General features: G+C 37.5%; 17 protein-coding genes. 8 read left to right on the top strand and 9 right to left on the bottom strand.

The window, feature by feature from the left end:
- Positions 1 to 157 precede the first annotated feature (157 nt).
- Genes ACW2QC_RS13765 through ACW2QC_RS13755 form a run of 3 tightly spaced genes read right to left on the bottom strand, consistent with a single transcriptional unit; the run spans position 158 to position 4,759 of the window.
- The gene (locus ACW2QC_RS13765) at positions 158 to 973 is read right to left on the bottom strand and encodes a S1C family serine protease (protein ID WP_457544539.1); all 816 of its coding nucleotides are present in this window, start codon (positions 971 to 973) and stop codon (positions 158 to 160) included.
- Positions 974 to 986: 13 nt separating this feature from the next.
- The gene (locus tag ACW2QC_RS13760) at positions 987 to 3,014 is read right to left on the bottom strand and encodes an ABC transporter ATP-binding protein (protein ID WP_457544538.1); all 2,028 of its coding nucleotides are present in this window, start codon (positions 3,012 to 3,014) and stop codon (positions 987 to 989) included.
- Positions 3,014 to 4,759: an ABC transporter ATP-binding protein gene (locus ACW2QC_RS13755; RefSeq protein WP_457544537.1), complete on the bottom strand. Its 1,746-nt coding sequence runs from the start codon at positions 4,757 to 4,759 to the stop codon at positions 3,014 to 3,016. Before ACW2QC_RS13755 ends, ACW2QC_RS13760 begins: the two co-directional genes overlap by 1 nt.
- 489 nt (positions 4,760 to 5,248) lie before the next feature.
- Between ACW2QC_RS13755 and ACW2QC_RS13750 the strand changes: the two genes are divergently transcribed.
- Positions 5,249 to 6,208 (top strand): methyl-accepting chemotaxis protein, encoded by a 960-nt coding sequence (locus tag ACW2QC_RS13750; protein ID WP_457544536.1) that lies wholly within the window; start codon positions 5,249 to 5,251, stop codon positions 6,206 to 6,208.
- A gap of 285 nt (positions 6,209 to 6,493) precedes the next feature.
- Here ACW2QC_RS13750 and ACW2QC_RS13745 read toward each other — a convergent pair whose 3' ends face one another.
- A complete protein-coding gene (locus ACW2QC_RS13745) occupies positions 6,494 to 6,664 on the bottom strand; it encodes a hypothetical protein (RefSeq protein ID WP_457544535.1) in 171 nt (56 codons plus the stop codon).
- A 388-nt stretch (positions 6,665 to 7,052) separates the two neighbouring features.
- On the opposite strand from ACW2QC_RS13745, the gene ACW2QC_RS13740 reads away from it, so the two are divergent.
- From ACW2QC_RS13740 to ACW2QC_RS13720, 5 genes are all read left to right on the top strand, one after another.
- Positions 7,053 to 8,117: a hypothetical protein gene (locus ACW2QC_RS13740; RefSeq protein ID WP_457544534.1), complete on the top strand. Its 1,065-nt coding sequence runs from the start codon at positions 7,053 to 7,055 to the stop codon at positions 8,115 to 8,117.
- Between the two features lie 122 nt (positions 8,118 to 8,239).
- Positions 8,240 to 8,791 (top strand): beta-class carbonic anhydrase, encoded by a 552-nt coding sequence (locus tag ACW2QC_RS13735; protein WP_457544533.1) that lies wholly within the window; start codon positions 8,240 to 8,242, stop codon positions 8,789 to 8,791.
- Between the two features lie 242 nt (positions 8,792 to 9,033).
- Positions 9,034 to 10,545 (top strand): spore germination protein, encoded by a 1,512-nt coding sequence (locus ACW2QC_RS13730; protein ID WP_457544532.1) that lies wholly within the window; start codon positions 9,034 to 9,036, stop codon positions 10,543 to 10,545.
- A gap of 8 nt (positions 10,546 to 10,553) precedes the next feature.
- The gene (locus ACW2QC_RS13725) at positions 10,554 to 11,672 is read left to right on the top strand and encodes a GerAB/ArcD/ProY family transporter (RefSeq protein ID WP_457544531.1); all 1,119 of its coding nucleotides are present in this window, start codon (positions 10,554 to 10,556) and stop codon (positions 11,670 to 11,672) included.
- Positions 11,672 to 12,808 (top strand): Ger(x)C family spore germination protein, encoded by a 1,137-nt coding sequence (locus tag ACW2QC_RS13720; RefSeq protein WP_457544530.1) that lies wholly within the window; start codon positions 11,672 to 11,674, stop codon positions 12,806 to 12,808. Before ACW2QC_RS13725 ends, ACW2QC_RS13720 begins: the two co-directional genes overlap by 1 nt.
- Positions 12,809 to 12,868: 60 nt before the next feature.
- Here ACW2QC_RS13720 and ACW2QC_RS13715 read toward each other — a convergent pair whose 3' ends face one another.
- From ACW2QC_RS13715 to ACW2QC_RS13700, 4 genes are all read right to left on the bottom strand, one after another.
- Positions 12,869 to 13,690, bottom strand: a complete 822-nt coding sequence (locus tag ACW2QC_RS13715; protein WP_457544529.1) for an aldo/keto reductase — start codon at positions 13,688 to 13,690, stop codon at positions 12,869 to 12,871.
- A gap of 104 nt (positions 13,691 to 13,794) precedes the next feature.
- On the bottom strand, positions 13,795 to 15,003 hold the full coding sequence (locus ACW2QC_RS13710; RefSeq protein ID WP_457544528.1) for a quaternary amine ABC transporter ATP-binding protein: 1,209 nt from the start codon (positions 15,001 to 15,003) through the stop codon (positions 13,795 to 13,797).
- Positions 15,000 to 15,860, bottom strand: coding sequence for an ABC transporter permease (locus ACW2QC_RS13705; protein WP_457544527.1), 861 nt, complete (start codon positions 15,858 to 15,860; stop codon positions 15,000 to 15,002). Before ACW2QC_RS13705 ends, ACW2QC_RS13710 begins: the two co-directional genes overlap by 4 nt.
- Before the next feature lie 95 nt (positions 15,861 to 15,955).
- Positions 15,956 to 16,951: an ABC transporter substrate-binding protein gene (locus ACW2QC_RS13700; RefSeq protein WP_457544526.1), complete on the bottom strand. Its 996-nt coding sequence runs from the start codon at positions 16,949 to 16,951 to the stop codon at positions 15,956 to 15,958.
- Positions 16,952 to 17,512: 561 nt separating this feature from the next.
- Between ACW2QC_RS13700 and ACW2QC_RS13695 the strand changes: the two genes are divergently transcribed.
- Complete coding sequence (locus ACW2QC_RS13695) at positions 17,513 to 17,944, top strand: MarR family winged helix-turn-helix transcriptional regulator (RefSeq protein WP_457544549.1); 432 nt, start codon at positions 17,513 to 17,515, stop codon at positions 17,942 to 17,944.
- A gap of 15 nt (positions 17,945 to 17,959) precedes the next feature.
- Positions 17,960 to 21,085: an MMPL family transporter gene (locus ACW2QC_RS13690; protein WP_457544525.1), complete on the top strand. Its 3,126-nt coding sequence runs from the start codon at positions 17,960 to 17,962 to the stop codon at positions 21,083 to 21,085.
- Positions 21,086 to 21,137: 52 nt separating this feature from the next.
- Here the strand turns inward: ACW2QC_RS13690 and ACW2QC_RS13685 are convergent, their stop codons facing one another.
- The gene (locus ACW2QC_RS13685) at positions 21,138 to 22,208 is read right to left on the bottom strand and encodes an undecaprenyldiphospho-muramoylpentapeptide beta-N-acetylglucosaminyltransferase (protein ID WP_457544524.1); all 1,071 of its coding nucleotides are present in this window, start codon (positions 22,206 to 22,208) and stop codon (positions 21,138 to 21,140) included.
- Positions 22,209 to 22,294 lie beyond the last annotated feature (86 nt).

Genomic DNA, 22,294 nt, shown 5'->3' with positions numbered 1-22,294 from the left:
GCCAATATAATTAATCCTAACGCAAGCGCGTAAACCTTGCTATCACAGAATATTTACAGTTTGTTTAAATATTGATTGCAGTGGTATAGCGCTTAAAAATGGCTGTCCAACTATATATATTGTTCTTCTAAACAAAATGAGATGGACATTATCCATCTCATTCATCGGCTTCGTAATAATAATCAATCGGGATAAATAACCCAACCTTCCCATGTGTTTCGTCATCAAGCGTTGCAAACACAATTCCGATTACGTTCCCCTGTTCATTTATAACTGGGCTGCCGCTGTTTCCACGATATACCGGTGCTTGCAACATTACTACTTTTTCATCCCAATCATTCAATTGCGTATAGCCTATTATTGTACCCTTATTGGCAATGCCATGGAAACGAAGCGGATTTCCAATAAAATAGATGGTTTCATTCGGTTTAAAAGTTGTCGCTTCAGCAAGATCTAGATGCGGCAAACCTTTACCATCTGTTTGTAATACCGCCAAGTCAACATCTGGGTAATCAGCTACAACTTCTGCCTTAAAAAAGCCATCGTCCGGAAATGTTACCGTAACAGAATCTTCACCCTCAATGACATGGTGGTTTGTGAGTATGGTTCCATCAGCCGAAATGGCAAAACCTGTTCCTTTGCTCTCACCTGTTTCCACCACAACAACCGCCTGTTTGTATTCACTTATATTGTCTTGGGTTGATAATTTAGCTGAAGTTAACAAAAAATCAATGGCCGGGATGGAGAATGTTTTTGGTAATAAGGCCACAACATTAACGACCATAACAAACGCGATTAGCCAAAACGTCCACTTTGGAAATGGACGTTTTGGTTTCGCATTCTCTTCTTGTTGTGCACGTTTCAATGCCTTTACCCGCTCTTTTTCAACTAGATCAAGTAACTCTTCTTCCTCTATTTCTTCATACAAATCATCGTCAAGCCCATCACGGTCATTTTGTTCCTTATGATTCATACGTCACCTCGGATTATACAGCCTCTCGTGCTTTACCTTGCTGCATTTGATACATTTGATGGTATAGGCCATTCTGTCTGATTAGTTCATCGTGATTTCCCTTTTCAACTATTTTACCATGTTCTAGCACGAAAATGGCATTCGCTTGCTGAATTGTTGACAAACGGTGGGCAATGACGAGTGTTGTTCGACCTTTTTTTAATACCTCCAGTGCTTGCTGGATGATATTCTCTGTTTCCGTATCGATATTAGCAGTTGCTTCATCAAGAATTAAAATAGCTGGATCAAAGGCCAATGCCCTCGCAAACGAAAGTAGCTGTCTTTCACCTAATGAAAACGTCGTACCACCCTCTGTAACCTTTTCATCATATTTTTCAGGTAGCTTTTCAATAAACCGATCAGCACCTACAGCATGTAGCGCATCAATCGCCATTTCCCGGGTAATACTCGGATCATTCATCGTTACATTCGAAATGATTGTTCCGGAAAATAAAAACGGATCCTGCAGTACAATTCCCATATAGCTCCTAACCTGTTGGCGTGACCATTCGCTTGTTTTCTGACCATCTATGGTGATTTCCCCTTTTTGCGGATCATAAAAGCGAAATAATAAATTCATAATCGAGCTTTTCCCTGAACCGGTATGACCTACAAAGGCGGCTGTTTGACCTGCATCAACTTGAAAGGACATATCGTGAATCACATAATCCTTATCATTGTATGCAAATGAGACATGATCAAAGCGAATGTTGCCGCGGTATTTTTTAATTTTATCATTCTTTACCTCTTCACCATCATGATCGATTAACTCAAAGACACGCCCCCCAGCTACTCGCGCTTGTTCAATCAATGGTAGCTGGTTGATAATATCTTCAATTGGTTCAAATAGACGGTTTAAATAATCGACAAACGCATATAAAACACCAATCGAGATGATGTTACCCGGTTCTAACGAAGCTGATCCGAAGTACCAGATGAACCCAACAAAAGCTAAATTACGAAATACTGTTACAAGGTTATACGATGTAAGCGCACTTAATTTAACAAGTTTACGATGGTACTTGAAATTACGTTCGTTTAGTACCTCGAATTCTTCCTTTGTTTTTTTCTCACGATGAAAGGCTTGAATAATCGGCATGCCTTGAATTGCTTCATTAATGTTGCCGTTTATTTCACTAACTGTAGACCGAATCACCTTATTATATTTCGTTCCAAAATGCTTATAAACCTTCATCCAGCCAATAATAAGTGGAATAAGCAGTAAACTGATAGCTGCTAGTTTCACATCTAAAATAAACAAGGCAATAAAAATACCCGCCATATAAATAATACTCGTTACAACAATTGATAATACTCGTTCATACAAGTCTCGAATTGCTTCTGTGTCATTCGTAATACGAGCCACGATTTTTCCAGCTGGTTGATCAACATAATAATCAATCGGAATTCGTTGTGTTTGCGCGAAAATATCGTTACGCATTTTTTTTACAATTTGGTTGGACGCCTTTTGCAATAAAAAGGTCTGAAAAAATTGGAAAAAACCAGCAATAACTAGCAGTACCATATATAACACAAGCAAGAAAATAATTGGTCCTTGTTCAGGTTTGAAAAATGGATATATTTCTGATAATGAAAGCTTTTCCCCTGTAAACGATAACGTGTCATCTGCCTGCTCGATCATGATAGTGCCTCCACTGACATTTCGCTTACCAGAAAGTGGAACTTCCTCCGGCACAAAATAATAATCGTGCCCAACTTGCAAAACGGTTGCCATACCTTCTGCTTGATCATTTTCCGTTGTGCGATCTGCCCGTTTGTAAAAATGATCCCCATAGGAAACTGTATATTTATCATTATCTGACTCAACCTCTTGCCAATTGCCTTCCACGCCAAGAATGTGGTCGTCAATGACGGTTTTAGCAATTAAAGGGCCCGCTAATTCAAGAGCAGTAGCAACGACCAGGCAAACCAAACCAATCAAAATACCCTTTTTAAACTGTAATGCATAGTTTACTAATCGTTTTTCTGTCGATTGCTTCATTAGGAGACCTCCTCATCTGTCAGCTGCTGTAATTGATATTGCTGTTTATACCAACCATCAAGCAGCATTAATTCCTCATGTGTACCTTCCTCAACAATTTGCCCATTCTCGAGCACAATGATATGATCCGCGTGTGTAACTGCTGACATTCTGTGTGCTGCGATAAATGTTGTTTTACCACTGCGCTCATTTCGTAAATGCTCCATAATTTTCGCCTCGGTTTTTCCGTCAACTGCTGACATGGAATCATCCAAGATTAAAATTTGTGGATTTTTAATAAACGCTCTTGCTAGTGCCACACGCTGCTTTTGTCCTCCAGATAATGTCACACCACTTTCCCCAACCTCTGTATCAAGTCCATTGGGCAGTTGTTTTATATCATCAAGAAAATATGCTAAATCCAGCACACGGTAAATTTCTTCATCAGTTGCATCTGATTTACCAAACTGAATATTTTCCCGAATTGTTTTGGAAAACATCATTTGATCCTGTGGTACATAGCCAATCCAGGAACGAATCTGTTCCAAACTAATATCTTGTAAATTGGTATTTGATACATTAATCGCACCAATTAAGCCAGGGTATTGACGAAGCATGAGCTTAAATAAAGTCGTCTTTCCTGCCCCGGTTTTTCCCACGATTCCAATTGTTTGCCCTTGTTTCACTTCCAAATTAATGTTCTGTAGCTGCTTTGTTTCCGTGGAAGGATAGGAAAAGGAAACATCTGCAAACGTAATTGAGTCAACAGTTGAAACCTGTTTCGGATTTTCTGTACTTTTTACATCAGCTTCATAATCCAATGTCTCGTTAACGCGATCCAATGACGCATTCCCACGTTGCAAAATATTAATTAATTCCCCAACAGCAAACATCGGCCAAATCAACATCCCAAGGTAAACATTGAATGTAACTAAATCGCCAAGTGTTATCCAATTTTGAAAGACCAATAATGCCCCATATCCAAGTCCGATTGTATAAGATAGACCAACAAGAATTTTCATCGTTGGTTCAAACAATGCATCAATCTTCGCCACTTCGATATTTTTTTGATAGACATCTTCCGTCATTGTCTGAAACCGCCCTTCTTCCTGTCTTTCTTGAACAAAGGCGCGAATAACTCGGACACCACGAATGGACTCCAATACGTCATTGTTCATTTCACCGAAAGCTGCTTGTGCCTTCATAAAACGAGCATGTATAGCCGAACCATATTTATTCATAACTACTGCCATAATCGGCAAAGGGAGCAAGGCAGCAAGTGTCAGTTTCCAACTAATAGTAAATCCCATCATCGCAACAATCATCAGCATAAAAATACTTGAATCGACAAGTGTTAGAACACCAAAACCAGCTGTTAACTGAATCGACCGTAGATCATTTGTAGCTCGAGCCATTAAATCACCCGTCCGATACTTTCCAAAAAAGGTTGGCGTCATCGTTAAAAAATGATCCATTAATTTGCTTCTGGTCCACCGTTCCAAAATTGCCGCACCACTAAACAAAGTAAAATCCCATAAAAATGAAATAGCATAATGAAGGAATGTTAATAAAAGATATCCCGCCACAATCATCACCAATAATTTTGCGGTCAATGTTTCAATCTGAATTTTATCAATCGCAAACCCAACTAATTTAGGTGGGATCAACCCAATAGCACTTGCAATAATTAAAGCGACAATCGCAAATACATACCGCTTCCAATAATGTTTAAAAAACCAATCTAGCTTCTTAAAAACTTGAAACAATTTCATCACCTGCTTTGTTTAAAAATCCAATACTAACTTTTACTTGCTTGTTGATCTTTTACATTTTTCTCCCTCTTCCATACTAATTTTCGAATAAAAAAAGCACACGCCTATGGCGTATGCTTTCATATTAGAGGGCACCTTCCCCCTTATATAACAAAAAGGCCACAGACATATGTGACCTTTCGCAAAACAAGATAAAGAATATGTATAACTACAATTCGTTTATGCTATTTGTGAAGGTCACACAACATATGAAGTTTTGATTCGTTTGTAGACGTTGACGTTGCAGTTGTACTTTATTTTCCATTGTCGTGACCTCCTTCCATTTTTTGATTCTCAATAATTATAGTATTAGCAAAATTTAAAGTCAATCTTTTTTTTGATTTTTTCTTCAAATATAGGCCTATTTAACCGAAAATAAGGATAGATACCATAATGGAGCAGGTACAATCATGTCGATTGTCCTAGTTAACAGGAGGAATAAATTTGCTTGGCACGAAAAATAAACGATCCCAATTACAAGAACAATTAAGTGAGGCTAATGAACAAATTAACCAATTAAAGCAAGAAAAAGCAGCAATCATCGAGGAAAACAACCGATTCTTACATCAATTTGAAGAGAATTTAACAAGTACGATACAACAACATGAACATGTTAATGCACAGCACCATGATTTAGAAGACCTTATTGTACAAATCAAACAGCACTTTGAAGAAATTCAATTACTTGGGAGAAAATCTAGTGAACACTCAAACCAATTAGTTGATAAAGGAAAGACATTGGTACAATCCTCTGATTCGTTAGCAAAACAAACGGAAGAATACCAGGATATTATGGGGAACAATAAACGCTTAATGGATAGCCTGGAAACACAAATGACTAAAACAGCGGGAAGTATGCAAGAGTTAGGCGAACACTCCAATACGATTAAAGAAATTGTGCAAGTTATAAGTGATATCGCCAATCAAACAAACCTATTAGCATTAAATGCCTCAATCGAAGCGGCACGTGCTGGCGAACATGGCAAGGGATTCGCTGTAGTTGCGGCTGAAGTTCGTAAACTTGCGGAAAATACTGCTGAGAGCACGTCACACATTGACGAAGTAACCACAACCATCCAGCAAAAGATTCAAGAAGCGGAACAAGATACATATGAAAACCAGAAAACATTGCAGTCTTCCACTGAAATGAACAAGAAAACGGTTGATAGGTTAAAAGAGATGGCCACCATCGTTGAAACAGTAAAATCGAATACTCAGGATGTACTTCATAACATGAACAACCAAAATGATCTAACAATGGAAATGGTTCATTATATTGACGAAACAAATGAATCATTCGAGACAATCAAACAGACTATTACCCAGCACATTGATGATGCTAAAATTGTCGACAACCAACTTGCTTCAGGTGTAGAAGGAGTTCATGAATTGGCAAAAGAATAATAAGAAAAGCGCAAGCCTGGTTTTAGTCGGCCTTCCTTTAAACCTAAGCCGATGTTGACTTATCGTAGTGCATTGAATGACCCTCCAAATAACAACACACGAAGAAAAAGCGAACTAATTTTTTCGAGGAGAGGAGTGTGAAGTTCGCTAGTTGCTGGGCGCTGGAGCTGGACTTGGCTCATTATACCGAAAGCTAATTAGAGCCAAAATTTATACTTTCTTTCCTTATTAAAGAGGCAGCCCCAGGGGATTACACCAATGGGACTGCCTCTATTATCTTTACCTCTATACGTTCGTCTTCGTTTCCTTTTTACTAAGACCCAGCTTCACCATGTTGTTCACTTTGGCAACCGGGACTTGTGTTTCCTGAGCAATCTGTTCTACTGAAACATATGGGTGTTTGACAATAAAGTTACTTACTTTGTCGCTCTCTTTACGGCATGTAGCACACATCATAAATGGGCTGGACTCCATAGGCCTGTGACACAATCGACAATTTCTCATAAACTTTCCCATACTTTCACCCCTTATGCCTTTGTTACACATAGTATACATCTTTCGGCAAATTTTAACAATATACTTATTAAAATTTTCTAAAAAATAGGTATATTGTCATTTAACCTTCTTTTAAAGTGTGTGTAAAAGGAACCAATTGATTGGATGTAAGGCGCAATCTTTTTAGTACCCAAATTTCTGAGCGCAGTTTCTTCTTCAAAATTAATCCATAAATGTGTCCAAAATGTTATAATTCATATAGTTATTTGCCTACAAGTGTTTTAATGTGATTTTTTTCACAGCTAATGACAGTTTGCCATGCTATTTTTTAAGTATCTAGAGGAATAGATTGGACGTGGTAGATATGCTTTTAAATGGACCCTACAAAAAAATCGAGCCTGCTAGTGGTGCAATTGTAATGGCAAATGGTATTTTTCTAATTGGTGCAGTAGAGGCGTTTCCACTGTTAGATATTCAATTAGGTAAATATTTGGCATTTATTTTACTTATTATATGGATCTTCATTTACAAATCGCTGTCTGTACAATTCTTTCATCGTGACTTTTTAATACCATTTATCAAACATCCAGTAAATTCATTTGTGATTGGAACATGGATTGCAGGTGTTTCTGTCTTATGTAACGTGTTTGTCCGGTATTTTCCAGATATTCGATTAATTACACAGGCAATGGGGATTTTAAATACGTTTTTATTTCTGTTCTTCTTATTGAATTGCTTTTACAATTTTAAACAATTATTGGTTGAATATAAAAACTATCCTGTACACGGGGCAATTTTATTGTCTACTGTTGGCACACAATCCATTATTATTTTGTTAAACAATGTTTTTTTTGAGTTTCCGACTTATTTTTCGGAAGCAATAATTGTTTTAGGTTTTACATTTTATTTAGCTGGCATTATTTTAATTGGCAATCGTTATATTAGACAACACGACTGGACAATAGCTGACGATTGGTCGAATACAAATTGTATCATTCATGGTGCGCTTTCTATTACTGGTTTGGCAATTGTAACAACAAATACGTTTACACCTGTTTTCATAACCGTTTTCTGGCTCGTTGTTTTTGCTTTGCTAATAATCGTTGAAATTGTCGAGGTCATACGTGCCATTATCAGGATTAAGTCATATGGGTGGAACAAAGGAATTTTCACCTATGATGTTACCCAATGGTCACGGAACTTTACATTCGGTATGTTCTATACCTTTTCACTTGTTATGCACAAAAATCCCTTCTACCCAATTAATGAAAAACTTTATCATTTCCAAGAAGCGTTTATGTCATTTTGGGCGTGGGTTGTCTTATTTACACTTGTTGGGCAAATCGCTATTCATTTTAAATCACGGATCGAATCGACCAGTTTCCGGAAAAGCCGTGATTTTTTACATCAATAGACTTGGCTTGGATCTGGACGTTGCTCATCATTAGAGCCAAGTTTATACTTCTTTACTATGAAAAAACCTGCTATTATTAAATAGTAGGCTTTTTTACATACTGGATGAGGAGATGAGTAGAAATGCACTTAGAAGAAATGTTGGCATACAACAAACAGTTTGTCGAGGGAAAGGAATATGAACAATTTCAAACAGACAATATTCCAAATAAACGAATGGTTATCGTAACTTGTATGGACACTCGGCTAACAGAACTACTTCCGAAAGCAGTAAACATTCAAAATGGTGATGTTAAAATGTTGAAAAATGCCGGGGCTATTATCCGCGACCCATTCGATAGCATTATGAAGGGTATTCTAGTCGCAATCTATGAACTGCAGGCAGAAGAGGTAACCGTAATTGGGCACCGTGATTGTGGGATGTCACATGTCGACACGGATGTTTTAACTGACAAAATGACTGAGCATGGGATTGAAAAAGAAACACTACAAACGCTTGAGCATGCTGGAATCGACTTACATGATGAATTCCGTGGGTTTGATTCAGTAGAAGAATCTGTCCAACACAGTGTAACCGTTGTTCGAAACCATCCACTTCTCCCTAAAGACATAAAAGTGCACGGATTAGTAATTGATCCCGGAACCGGAAAACTTGATATCGTTACAAAAGGATAACCTTATCATATATTACAAACTGCCACCATATTCGATTGGTGGCAGTTTTTTTGCATAGCTGTTTTCTATGAGATTGTTGTTTTGGTACAAATAAAAAACTGTTAGATGCTGTGAGTAGATGCAATACAGTAAATTTCGTGTTCAGGGTGCGCGTCTCTTCGGCGGAGTTACATTGTTTATTATAATTTATCGAATTTCTCACATACTAATACATAGCAAGTAGTTTCACCAGGAGGAGCCGTATGAAAATAAATCGTCGTCGCAAAAGACAGCCTAACAGCATTTTTCCTTTAAAAGTAGATAAATTAAAACAAATCATGCAAAGCAAGTTTGAGAATAACGAGGACCTAATTTTTTCGATTTATGAGCATCAGGGAAAAAAAATTGCAGTATTTTTCATCTCATACCAAGCGGAATCAGAGAGAGTAGAGGATTTTTTATTAAACCCTCTCCTAAGCAGTAATCATGAATGGACAAGTTCATCCATCTTAAATGAAATTCCTTTAGGTACTGGTAATACTACTGTTGCACTTGAGAAAATTCTGGAGAGACTTTTAATTGGGGAAGTTTTTGTTTATGTGGAGAATGAAGAAGAGATTGTTTCCTATCTATTGCTAAAAAAACAACATCGACAACTGTCAAAAGCGGAAAACGAAACAGTAGTACTCGGACCGCAAATAGCCTTTACCGAATCACTTATTACCAATTTAAATGTTGTCAGGTGGAGTATTAGGTCAACAGATCTTGTATTAGAAAAGATAATGGTTGGTAAACGGTATCCACGTGAAGTTCGGATTGTTTATGTCAAGTCTGTGGCGAATGAAGTAGACGTCAATACAATGCGACAACGGCTTCAGGATCTGGATATCGATGAACTTGAGGATAGTACGGTATTACAACAATACTTAGATGATTCATCAACTAGTATTTTTCCGCAATATTATTCGACGGAATTGCCCGATCGCTTCAGTTATGCAGTGAGGCAAGGACGAATTGGTGTGTTAACGGAAAATAGTCCAACAGGCTTCATCGCACCAACTACATTTTTTAGTTTCTTTGAATCAACAGAAGATATGTATATGCGCTGGCAAGCAGGTTCGTTCTTACGGATTATGCGCATTATTTCTATGTTTCTTGCGGTCATTTTAACGCCATTATATGTTGCAGCAGCTACCTATCATTACGAGATTATCCCGACAGCCGAATTAATTACACTTGGACAATCCAGGGCTATCGTGCCTTTTCCACCAATAATTGAAGCTTTGATTCTAGAATTTTTAATTGAATTACTGCGAGAAGCAGGAGCACGGTTGCCGACAAAAATCGGTCAAACAATTGGTATCGTTGGCGGGGTTATCATCGGGCAAGCAGTTGTTGAAGCAGGATTAACAAGTAGTATTTTAATCATTGTTGTCGCATTAAGTGCTTTATCTTCTTTTACCGTTCCAGGATACTTGATGGGGACATCGATTCGTGTTATTCGCTTTCCGATGATCCTTCTAGCGGGGATACTTGGACTAATCGGGATCATATTTGGTGTTAGTTTTCTCATCATTCACCTATTAAGGATAAACTCGTTAGGCAGACCCTATCTTTCCCCTGTGTATCCGTTTCGCTGGGCTGATTTAAATAAAGCATTGTTTCGCGCACCATTACAATATGAAAATAAGCGCTTTTTCTCATTTAGACCGAAAGATTTACTCCGCTATAGAAGGGGTGAAGCAAAACGAAGACATGATATTGACGATGAGTAGGTGACAGGATGGATATTAATATTAACGTAAAAACTAGCCTACGAATACGGGCCTTCTATTTGTTTTTTGTGATCGTAACAATTCAAATAGGTGTCGGAGTTATGGGTGTTCCAATGTATATTTTTCAGGAAGCACGCCAGGATTCCTGGATCTCTATTCTGCTTGCATTTCTTTTTATTTGCGCCGTTTTATTTGTCATGTTTCGTATTCTAAACAATTACGAAAACGCGGATATTTTAGGCATTCAAGTTGATGTATTCGGAAAATGGCTTGGTAAAGCACTTGGTACCATCTATATTCTATATTTTGCAGTTGCCTTGTTTTCCATATTAGTAACTTATATTGAAGTAATCCAAATATTTATTTTCCCGGAAATAAGTCCATTAATTTTAGGATTTCTCCTACTGTCGTTGGTCATTTATAGTGTACTCGGAGGAATACGCACCATCATCGGGGTTACGTTTCTGTTCTTTTTTCTTGCTCACTGGCTATTATTCCTAGTTTATGAACCAGCAACTCAAATGGATTTCACCCATTTTCAACCTTTATTCGATGCCTCCATTGTCGAATTATTAAATGGATCCAGGGCTGCAATCTATACATTTTCTGGTTTTGAAATACTCTTTTTCATCTATCCATTTGTTCAAAATAAAAAGCAAGCTAAATTACCTGTTTATCTAGGTGCATCATGGTCAGCTGCATTGGTTTTTATTTATACGGTGATTGCAATCGGCTTCTACAGTCAACAACAATTAGAAGACTTGGAATGGTCGGTTTTATCCCTATATAAAATCGTCACCTTCCCATTTATCAAACGGATGGATTATATTGTGATTGCTGAGTGGATGATGGTCACGTTGCCAAATATGATTTTATTAATGTGGGGAATCACATATGGATTAAAACGATTGTACAAAGTTCCTCAAAAAGCCACTTTATACATAACGTCCTTTATTTTTTTCGTTTTGACCGGGTTCATTTCGTATCACTATTGGATAATTGAGTTAACTGATAACATTTCAAAGTTTAGTTTCTGGCTCGTTTATGTTTATCCATTTATCCTGCTTCCGCTCGTAATCATTAAGAAACGTTGGCGTACCAGACAGAAAGGAAAGGAGGAAAAGTGATGCGAAGAAAACAAGGAATCCTTCTCCTGCTAACGATTCTTCTCACAGGGTGTATCCAAACGAAAACGATCGAGGATCTTGGAATTATTAATACACGTGGAGTCGATCTCATCGAGGATAATCAATTGGACACAACATTAGTTATATTCAAATTTGATGCTAAGAAACAGGAAGTCTCTAAGATAGTTTCTGGAAAAGGAAATACTATTAAAAATGCCCGTCAACATGCTAGCTACAATACAAGATTTCAATTGACACCAGGAGCAATTGATTTGGAAATATACGGTAAAAACGCCGCAAAAAAAGGAATAATGCGCTATTTAGATACATTAAACCGGGATGCCAGAGTATCAGATACCATGAGCTTAGCTGTAAGCGACACTACAGCGAAAGAAATTATTATGTCTGGGGAAAAAAGCGGTATTCCAAATACTGGTCGTTATTTACATAACCTGGTCAAAAAAAATATTAAAGAAAATGTCATTCCGAGAGTTAACTTACATGATTTTGTGCACTTCTATTTTGATAAAGGAAGGGATCCTTTCCTACCAAGTCTGGGTGTAAAAGATGGGAAGCCTGTTCTATCGTCCCTGGCAATCTTTCAAGATGATAGACAGGTTGGGCAAATACCGATGAAAAAGGCCTTTTACATTACGATGTTTAATCAAACCATCAAGGATCTTTACATTGAGATCCCGCTTCCGTTAAAACCTTTTACAAAGTATGCCTACAATATGAACAAAGAAGAACTGAATAGTAATCACTTTTATACGTTATTGACCGTTCTTAATGGCAAAAACAAAACAAAAATTACTGATGTCAAAAACTTGGAATTCCAAACAAAAGTTGATCTAGAAGTAAGCTTACTGGAAATGACCGAACAAATAAGTGTAAAAGAGCAAGCAGCTATTAAAATAATGGAAAAGGAAATTGAAAAAGTGATCAAACATCAATATGAAAAACTCTTGAGCGACTTACAAACGCTAAATGCCGACCCCTTCGGCTATGGTTCCATTTATAAAGCAAACAGACCGGGTGGGAAGCTAAAAAGAACAGAATGGCGTGATAAATTTCCTACCATTGATGTCGACTTCAAAGTCAATGTAAAAATTCTCCGCCACGGGATGACACCATAAGATGCAAGCTTGTGCATCATAATGAAAGGAAACTGACCAACTGCCAGTTTCCTTCATTTTTTACCTAGAAACATTATCGGGGTGTGAACCAACCCGCATACCCTCATTCATTTGATCCAATAACTTCATATCCTGCTCATCAAGATGGAAATCAAATACTGTTATGTTTTCTTTTTGCCGTTCTTTGTTTGTGGATTTTGGGATAACTACAAAATCATGTTGCAAGTGCCAGCGAATGATAATCTGTGCTGGTGACTTTTTATATTTTTCACCAAGTTTAACAAGTAGTGGATCATCCAAGTACTTTGCTCTGCCCAAAGGAGACCATGCTTCGATAGCGATTCCCCTTTCTTGACAATAGTTGATTGTACTTGTCTCAACTAATTTCGGATGTAATTCAATTTGATCTACTGCTGGTTGCACTTCTTGGATGGCTGCTAATTCTAGTAAATGATGATCAAGAAAATTACTTACACCAATTGCCTTTGCTGTTCCATCTTTATATACTTTTTCTAGTGCTTTCCATGTCTCGGTAAAAATATTAGGGACTGGCCAATGAATGAGGTAAAGGTCAACATAATCCAATCCAAGTCTGTTCAAGCTTTTATCAAATGCATTTAAAGCACGTTCTAATCCATGATCATCGTTCCAAACCTTGGTTGTTACAAAGATTTCCTCTCTAGGTATTCCCGAATCTTTAATGGCCTTGCCGACCCCTTCTTCATTACCGTAAAAACTCGCTGTATCAATATGTCGATAGCCAAACTCGAGAGCATTTTTTACTGTCTCGTATACCTGCTCAGCTGGTACTTTATAAACGCCAAGTCCCAATTGCGGGATTTGATTTCCATTATTTAGCTCCTTTGTAGTTTTAAGATCCAACGTCTTCAACTCCTTTGATTCTAAGTTTAACGTATACAAGACAACTCTTCCATTAAGAATAAAAAAAACGCGGGCAACCTAAACAGGAGACCCACGTCAAACTTTTATCCAATATACTCGTCACTTTCATCTACATCATCAGCCACAAGCCCTGACAGTACATGCACACGCAAAATAAACCCAATTAATTTGTTTTCCTCATTCACAACTGCTAAGGGAAATTTAGATTCTAATGTTTTTGCGATCAGTTCATTCACATATTCATCTCTCTGAACAATTGAAATATCCGTAAGCATGACATCTTGCAATGATTTCTTTTCCTTAATACCGGCAATTGCATCATCAATCGTTACAATTCCTTTGACATGTCGCTGTCTATCAACAACAAAGACACTTGATATGTTATGTTTCTCCATTTCTTTAACCGCAACATTTAGGCCATCTTTCATAGACACCAAAGCATTCGGTTTTATCATGACATGTTCTGCTTGAAATACTTTTGAACGATCGATATCTTTAATAAAATCAGAAATGTAATCATTTGCCGGGCTTTCAATAATTTCTTCCGGTGTACCAGTTTGAATAACGCGACCATCTTTCATTACTGCTACACGATCACCAAGCTTGAACGCTTCATTTACATCGTGCGTAATAAAAATAATCGTCTTTTGCAAACGCTCTTGAATATCAAGTAGTTCTAACTGCATTTCCCGACGAATTAATGGATCAAGTGCACTAAAAGGCTCATCCATTAATAAAATATCTGGATCATTCGCCAAAGCTCTGGCCAATCCAACTCGTTGCTGCATTCCACCAGATAATTGATCAGGATACTTTTCCTCATATCCTTTTAACCCAACACTTTCTATATTCTTCCTAGCAATTTCCTGACGCTCTTCTTTTGATACATTGCGAATTTCTAATCCATATTCTACATTTGCCAATATCGTACGATGGTTAAATAAGCCGAAATGTTGGAATACCATTGCTATTTTTTCTTGACGTACCTTTTTAAGTTTTGAGCTATTATATTTGACAATATCTTCACCATCGATAAGGATAGATCCACTAGTCGGTTTATTTAATAAATTAAAGCAACGGATAAGGGTAGATTTTCCACTTCCGGATAAGCCCATGATGACAAAAATCTCTCCTTGTTTTATTTCCATTGATGCGTCATATACACCCACTGTATGACCCGTTTTTGCTAAGATTTCTTGCTTTGACATACCTTCTTTAACTTTTGGTAGAACCGATTTTGGTTTTGATCCAAAAATTTTTGAAACGTGCTCTAATTTTATTTTCGCTGTCATTCGTTTACCCTCCTATGCTTCTGGAGTTTATCGGCAATCCCACTGGAAACACGGTCAATAATGATTGCTAAAAATACAATACTAATACCAGCTTCAAATCCTAGAGAGATATCAATTCGGTTAATAGAGACTAAAACCTGTTCCCCTAATCCTTGAGCACCAACCATTGAAGCAATAACTACCATCGCGAGTGCCATCATTGTTGTTTGATTCACCCCGGCCATAATCGTTGGTAATGCTTGTGGTAATTGAATTTTACGCAACATTTGCCATTTTGATGATCCAAATGATTCTGCTGATTCAATAACTTCTTTATCCACGCCTCGTATAGCAAGTTCGGTTAACCTAATAACAGGTGGCAATGCATATATTAAAGTTGCAAAAATAGCGGAGATGTTTCCTAAGCCAAAGAAGAATATTGCTGGAATTAAATAAACAAAACTTGGCATTGTCTGCATGGCATCTAAAAATGGTCGCATTACGGTTGAAAATCCTTTGCTAAATGCCATCCACACACCAACAGGGATTCCAATCAACAGAGATATGATTACCGCTGTCATAACAATCGCTATTGTGGTCATCATATCTCCCCATAAACTAAATGTTCCAATTAAAAACACAAACAGACCATATAATACACCGGAAAATAATGATTTAAAATACCATCCCAGTAAAAAGATTACTAGAATGAATGCCCACCAAGGCATCCAAAGTAAAAATGCTTCAATTCCATTAATAAATTGCGAAGATACGATATAAATAAAATCAAATACACTCTCTAATGTTGTATCCAAAAAGTCTACTATTTCTTCGACGTAATCTCCTAATTTCGTTGTTATATCCGGAAAGTTTCCCATAGGCAGACTGTCCGTTAAAACAGCCCTGTCACCTCACTTTATTCTATTTTTAATTAGAAAAGCAGCCAACCATTAAGACCGGCTGCTTGTTATAATTACATGGATTCCTTCACTTTTTTCGCTACATCCTCTGGAACCCAACCTGTCCAAATATCCTCATGCTTTTCCATCCACCACATTGCTGCTTCTTCTGGTGATGCACCATTTTCTTCCATATAGCTAAGTGCCTCTTCCGTTAGTTCACTACTAGTTTCATAATTACCTAGAAAATCAACCAGTTCGGGAGCTTTATCAGGCAAATCTTTATATACGGCCACAACAACATCATTCGGTGGAAATGCAGTTGCTTTTGTTTCCTCATAAATATCTTTATCATATTCTGGTTCTTCCAATAATGTCAGGTCATATTTCGCTGTTACAGCAGTAGGTGACCAATAATATCCAACCCATGCATCTCCAGCATTAATTGCATCAGTTAAAGATGTTACAATAGCTGCATCTGAACCCGGCTTAAAGTTCACAAATGTATCATTTAAACCATAGGCATCCATTTTTTCTGTAATTGCTTTTTCAACTGCCCAACCACTTGGCGCATTAATTAAACGACCTTTATCCGGTTCAGCTGGGTCAGCAAACAATTCCGGATATTTCTTTAAATCTTCAACTGTCTTTAAGTCAGGTGCCATTGGCTCAATACCGCGTTCGTCATCCCCTTCGATAACATATGTCGGTACGTACAAACCTTGCACGTTATCATCAAAGTTTACGGATACCTTTTCAATATCCCCTTCATCAAGTGCTTCGTTGTATATTTCTTTGATATTGTCTGTCCATACCTCCATGTAGACATTTATATCCCCTTCTGTTAATCCTTGAAAGGTTGCTGCTGTAGACCCACTTGTTACATCGGTATCAATGCCATAACCCTCTTCAATAATTTTTTGGGCAATGCTATTGTGAACTCGAATACTATCCCAGCCAGCATCAGCTAGAACTATTTTATCAATTTCTCCGTCTGCTTCTGTCTCACCGCAGGCAGAAAGTACTACTATTAACATAGCAGTAAACAATAAAAAGACAAATTTCTTCATTTTATTTCCCCTTTCTTTTTTGATCTAACAAGAAAATGAATAATCCCAATAGAATCAGTTATTGGAAAATTAATGATGTAATAGACAGTGTTTCATCTGTTAAATGGATAACAAATTTTGCCGTACCTGGCTCTAAAAGGAGGATCTTATGTAGCATTTAAAACTTGACGTAAGAAGGATAACAAAATCAAAAGAAAGTAATTAACCTTGACAACATGATTAATGTTATCGTAAATAAATTTTTTCGACAAATGCGATAAATGGCGAAAATATGGAATTATTGTTGATAAAACAAGTTTAATTATAGATAGCATTGTCTATTAGCTATATTGCAACAGATACTCAAGTTAACTCCCATTATTTAACTCGAAACCCATGTATGCACTCTTTTTCTGAAAAGTCGGCCCCCTATATTCAACATAACGGAGCAAATTTGTCATTTTTGTGACACAAGTTTTAACAGCTTGCGTTACCATACTAAAGTTGGTAAACTGTAATAGTTCATTAAGTGAACTATTCACCTTTTGAACTTTTTTTAAAATGGAGGTGAAGGTTTTGCACATGAAATTAAGGGACCTAATAAATCGACATCAAGATGCAATGAACACGATTTATCGGAATGTCAACATTATTATAAAAGAAAAAATTCATTCCGATATTACAACAGATCAATTTTCTACACTGCAGTACATACAAAACCATGAGAAATGTACATCAACCGAAATTGCTCATAGTTTTGGTATTGGAAAAAGTGCTGTTACCGCCCAGATTAACCGATTGTTTGATAAAGGATTAATTGAACGGGTTCGAGATGAGAAAGACCGTAGAAATGTTTATTTACATGTAACAACAAAAGGAGCTGGTCTTGTAGACTACACAGAAAATGAGGTATATGACGCAATTGGTACCCATTTAGCTCATTTTGATGATCAAGAAATACTAACATTTATCCATTCTCTGGAAAAGTTAGCAAACGCTATGGACAATGAATAGAAAGGAGTTCACAGATTGAAACACATTATTAAATTCCGCTGGCTCATTGCTGTACTTTGGGTAGCTGTAGCAGCATCATTATTTATTTTTGCACCAAATCTTCAGGAGCTAGTGCAGGAAAAAGGACAAATAACCGTCCCTGATGGCTACACCTCTCAGGAAGCACAAGCATTAATTGAAGATATGTCAGCTGATGAAGGAAAAAACACAGCAAGTTCTGTACTTGTTTTCCATGATGACAACGGATTGGATAAGGCTGATAAGAAGCAAGTTTCACAAGCCATCAAAGCATTAAAAGAAAATAAAGAGGAACTTGGTATTTCTGATATTCTGGATTATACGGAGGATCCGGCAATTGAAGATCAAACCGTAGCAGAAGATGGGAAAACGATCATGGTTCCATTTGAGCTTTCTCTGGAAAATGAAGAAATTAACACATCCCGAGAAAAGATCTATGACACAGTTGATAATATCGATGTTGAGCACTATTTAACCGGTGAACAACTCATTCAACAAGACATCTTAGATAACTCAGAAGAAGGTTTGAAAAAGACTGAGTTTATCACTGTCGGGTTAATCTTGATTATTTTATTTGTCGTTTTCAAATCGTTCGTCGCACCATTCATTCCATTACTAACTGTCGGAATCAGTTATCTTGCAGCACAAGGGATTGTCTCCATTTTAGCTGACACAGCAGGTTTCCCATTGTCGACCTTTACACAGATTTTCATGGTCGCGGTAATGTTTGGTATTGGAACAGACTACTGTATTTTATTAATTAGCAGATTTAAAGAAGAAATTGCAAATCATGATTCCATTAAAGAAGCCGTCGCGAAGACCTATAAATCAGGCGGAAAAACAATCTTCTTTGCTGGTATTGCTGTACTGATTGGCTTCTCAACAATTGGGTTATCCACATTTTCCCTTTACCAATCGGCCGTTGCTGTAGCTGTTGGTGTAGCAGTCGTACTGATTGCGTTAGCAACATTGGTTCCGTTTTTCTTAGTTGTTTTAGGAAAAAAATTATTTTGGCCATTTGATAAAAATGTTGCCCATAAAGAAAGCCGTATATGGGGAACTGCAGGAAAATTTGCCTGGGGCAGACCTGTCGTAGCTTTAGTTATTGTGGCCGTCATCACCTTACCATTTTTACTAACCTATGATGGTAATAAATCCTATAACTCCCTTGAAGAAATTGGGGATGAGTACGGATCTGTAAAAGGATTCAACTGGATTGCTGACAGTTTCGGACCAGGTCAAACAATGCCAACTTCTGTTGTTCTTGAAACAGATGAACCGGTTGAATCTACGGAAGATTACCAAGCAATTGAGGATATTTCTGAAGAACTTGCTAAAATGGACGGTGTCGAGCAGGTCCGTAGTGCAACACGACCAGCCGGTACAGTTATTGATGACTTTTTAGCTAAAAACCAAACAGGTATGCTGGCAGATGGCGTCGATCAAAGTACAGAAGGTATTACCAAAATTCAGGAAGGCTTGCAGGAAGCCGCTTCAGAATTGAAAAAGTCAGCACCACAACTAGAAGAAGCTCAAACCGGCGTTGACCAATTAATGCAAGGCACACAAGATGCTAATAATGGCATTGGCGACATTAGCAATGCGTTAACTAAAATTCAAAATGGGATTCAATCTGGCTCACAAGGCGCTGGTGAAATAAAATCCAACTTGCAAACCATTAAAGATAACCTGGATCAGACCATCGCAGGAAATAAAAAATTGCTGAAGGGTTATCAAGCAATTGCTGCTGGACTATCAGGTGTTGGCGGGCAAAAGATGGATGCTCAAGGTATTGACGAGCTTAAAGGTGCAATGCAAGGTTCCTTAAAACAACTAACAGCATTGCAAAAATCGCAGCCAGACCTTAATAAAGAGCAGCAAACACAATTAGGTACCGCAATTAAATATACCGAAGGCGCCATTGATGGAATTACACAATTACAAAATAAATTAAAAGATTTACAGGGCGCGCAAACACAACTTCAAACGGTTAACGAACAGTTCAATAAGTTAAACAAAGGATTCAGTGACTCCATTGCAGGTCAGGAAAAATTATCATCTGGAATTGGCGAGTTAATATCTGGTGTTGAGCAACTACAATCTGGATTAAATCAAGCTGCAAATGGGCAAGGTGAAGTGGTCAATAACATTCCAAGCTTGCAAAATGGTTTATCACAAATTTATGGCGGGCAGGAAGAATTAAAAACAGCCTTTGCTGATATGCAAGATCAATTAGACCAACTTTCAGGAGGTCTGGATGATAGTTCAGATGGACTGAAACAAATCAATGATGGACTGACAGAAGTGCAGAATCATCTAGATCAATTTGATACTGACTCAAGTAATCCTGTTGTCATCATTCCAGAAGAAGCACTGGAAAATGAAGACTTTATGGCAGGAACAGAACCATATCTTTCTGAAGACAAAACAATTACTAAATTTGATGTCGTATTATCACATAACCCATACTCAACCGAAGCAATCAATATGGTTGATAAAATAAAAGATACGGCAGACAAAGCAAAACAAGATACCATCTTCGCAGATAGTGATCCTAAACTAGGTGGTATTAGCAGTACGAATAATGATTTACAAAATATTTCTGATGCTGATTACTCCCGTACAGTATTTCTTATGATTGCCGGGATCTTCATTGTCTTGGTCATTCTGTTACGCTCATTAGTGATGCCGCTATATTTAATCGGATCACTTATATTGACTTATTTCACGTCAATGGGTGTTGCTGAACTTATTTTCGTGCAACTACTTGGCTATGATGGGCTAACATGGGCCATTCCATTCTTCTCCTTTGTCATGCTCATGGCACTGGGAATCGACTATAGTATCTTCTTAATGGACCGTTTCAACGAATATAAAAATGGTGACATAAAAGAAGCACTATTATCGGCAATGAAAAACATGGGAACCGTAATTATTTCGGCCGCAGTTATTTTGGGTGGTACATTTGGCGCAATGCTTCCTTCAGGTGTTTTATCACTCTTGCAAATTGCGACAGTTGTTCTGACAGGATTATTCCTATACGCATTTGTCATGCTACCACTGTTTGTTCCGGTTATGGTACGAATCTTTGGTAAAGCAAACTGGTGGCCGTTTAAAAAATAATACTGTTATATTGAAAACTCCCCTTTGCTTGGATCTAGCAAAGGGGAGTTTTTTATTTTCTAGTTTTTTTAATTATTTCAATGACACGTTCTTTTGCTTTTTCACTTTGGTACTTTTTCATATGATCGGTCATGATTGGAGCTTGTTTCTTCAATTGGAAGATTTCCTCTACTAACCGTTCTTCTGTTACATTTTCTTCTTCCAGCACGCGTGCATACTGTTTTTCTTCGAAGGAATTCGCATTAATAATTTGATCGCCCCTACTTGCCTGTCTTGACAATGGGATGAGCAACATGGGCTTCTGTAATGCCAAAAACTCATAAATCGCATTGGATCCAGCTCGTGACAAAACAAAATCAGTCGCCGCAAAAAGATCTTTCAATTCTTCATTTACATATTCGAATTGTTTATAACCTTCACGATCAATCGTTGCATCTATTTTGCCATTTCCACAAATATGAGCAATTTGAAATGCTGGTAACAAATCATCCAAACTGGCACGGACGGTTGCGTTTATCTTTTCTGAGCCACCACTTCCACCCATAATCAATAATACTGGTTTTTCTCTTGTGAATCCGCATAATGCCAAGCCCTTTTCTCGTTCGCCTTGAAATAGTTCATCACGGATTACTGCTCCAACATATTCTGCTTTTTGTTCCGGTAAAAATTTCATTGTTTCAGGAAAAGTTGCAAGTACCTTTTTCGCAAACGGAATGGCCAGTTTATTCGCAAGTCCTGGGGTGAAATCCGATTCATGAATAACTGCCGGAACACGTCTGAGTTTTGCTGCCATAATAACAGGAACCGAGACAAATCCACCTTTTGAAAAAATGATTGCCGGTTTACGTTTACCAATAATCCGCCAAGCCTGCATGGTTCCTTTTATAACCTTAAATGGATCCTTGATATTTTCTTTTGATATATACCGGCGTAGTTTCCCGGTTGATATTGGGTAGTAGTTTACATTATCCAACTGCTCAATCAATTTTCGTTCAATCCCATTCTTAGAACCGATGTAATCAATTTCCCATCCTTCTTCTTGAAATACCGGAATCAATGCCAGGTTAACGATAACGTGTCCTGCTGTTCCACCACCAGTAAAAAGGATTCGTTTCTTTTTCATACAATGTACTTCCTTTCTATCTGTAAAAAGGTATAATTGCCTTTGGAGCATTTTTAGAGATAACGGATATAAATTAAAATCCATCT

The sequence above is a fragment of the Virgibacillus sp. FSP13 genome, from assembly GCF_054048505.1.
This window is presented reverse-complemented; position numbering and strand designations above follow the sequence as displayed.

Excerpts from the sequence above, each read along its gene's own strand:
- ACW2QC_RS13695 (WP_457544549.1), top strand. The coding sequence starts at position 17,513 with ATGAAATTAAGGGACCTAATAAATCGACATCAAGATGCAATGAACACG.
- ACW2QC_RS13705 (WP_457544527.1), bottom strand. The coding sequence starts at position 15,860 with ATGGGAAACTTTCCGGATATAACAACGAAATTAGGAGATTACGTCGAA.
- ACW2QC_RS13765 (WP_457544539.1), bottom strand. The coding sequence starts at position 973 with ATGAATCATAAGGAACAAAATGACCGTGATGGGCTTGACGATGATTTG.
- ACW2QC_RS13760 (WP_457544538.1), bottom strand. The coding sequence starts at position 3,014 with ATGAAGCAATCGACAGAAAAACGATTAGTAAACTATGCATTACAGTTT.
- ACW2QC_RS13710 (WP_457544528.1), bottom strand. The coding sequence starts at position 15,003 with ATGACAGCGAAAATAAAATTAGAGCACGTTTCAAAAATTTTTGGATCA.
- ACW2QC_RS13700 (WP_457544526.1), bottom strand. The coding sequence starts at position 16,951 with ATGAAGAAATTTGTCTTTTTATTGTTTACTGCTATGTTAATAGTAGTA.
- ACW2QC_RS13730 (WP_457544532.1), top strand. The coding sequence starts at position 9,034 with ATGAAAATAAATCGTCGTCGCAAAAGACAGCCTAACAGCATTTTTCCT.
- ACW2QC_RS13685 (WP_457544524.1), bottom strand. The coding sequence starts at position 22,208 with ATGAAAAAGAAACGAATCCTTTTTACTGGTGGTGGAACAGCAGGACAC.
- ACW2QC_RS13745 (WP_457544535.1), bottom strand. The coding sequence starts at position 6,664 with ATGATGTGTGCTACATGCCGTAAAGAGAGCGACAAAGTAAGTAACTTT.
- ACW2QC_RS13720 (WP_457544530.1), top strand. The coding sequence starts at position 11,672 with ATGCGAAGAAAACAAGGAATCCTTCTCCTGCTAACGATTCTTCTCACA.
- ACW2QC_RS13725 (WP_457544531.1), top strand. The coding sequence starts at position 10,554 with ATGGATATTAATATTAACGTAAAAACTAGCCTACGAATACGGGCCTTC.
- ACW2QC_RS13735 (WP_457544533.1), top strand. The coding sequence starts at position 8,240 with ATGCACTTAGAAGAAATGTTGGCATACAACAAACAGTTTGTCGAGGGA.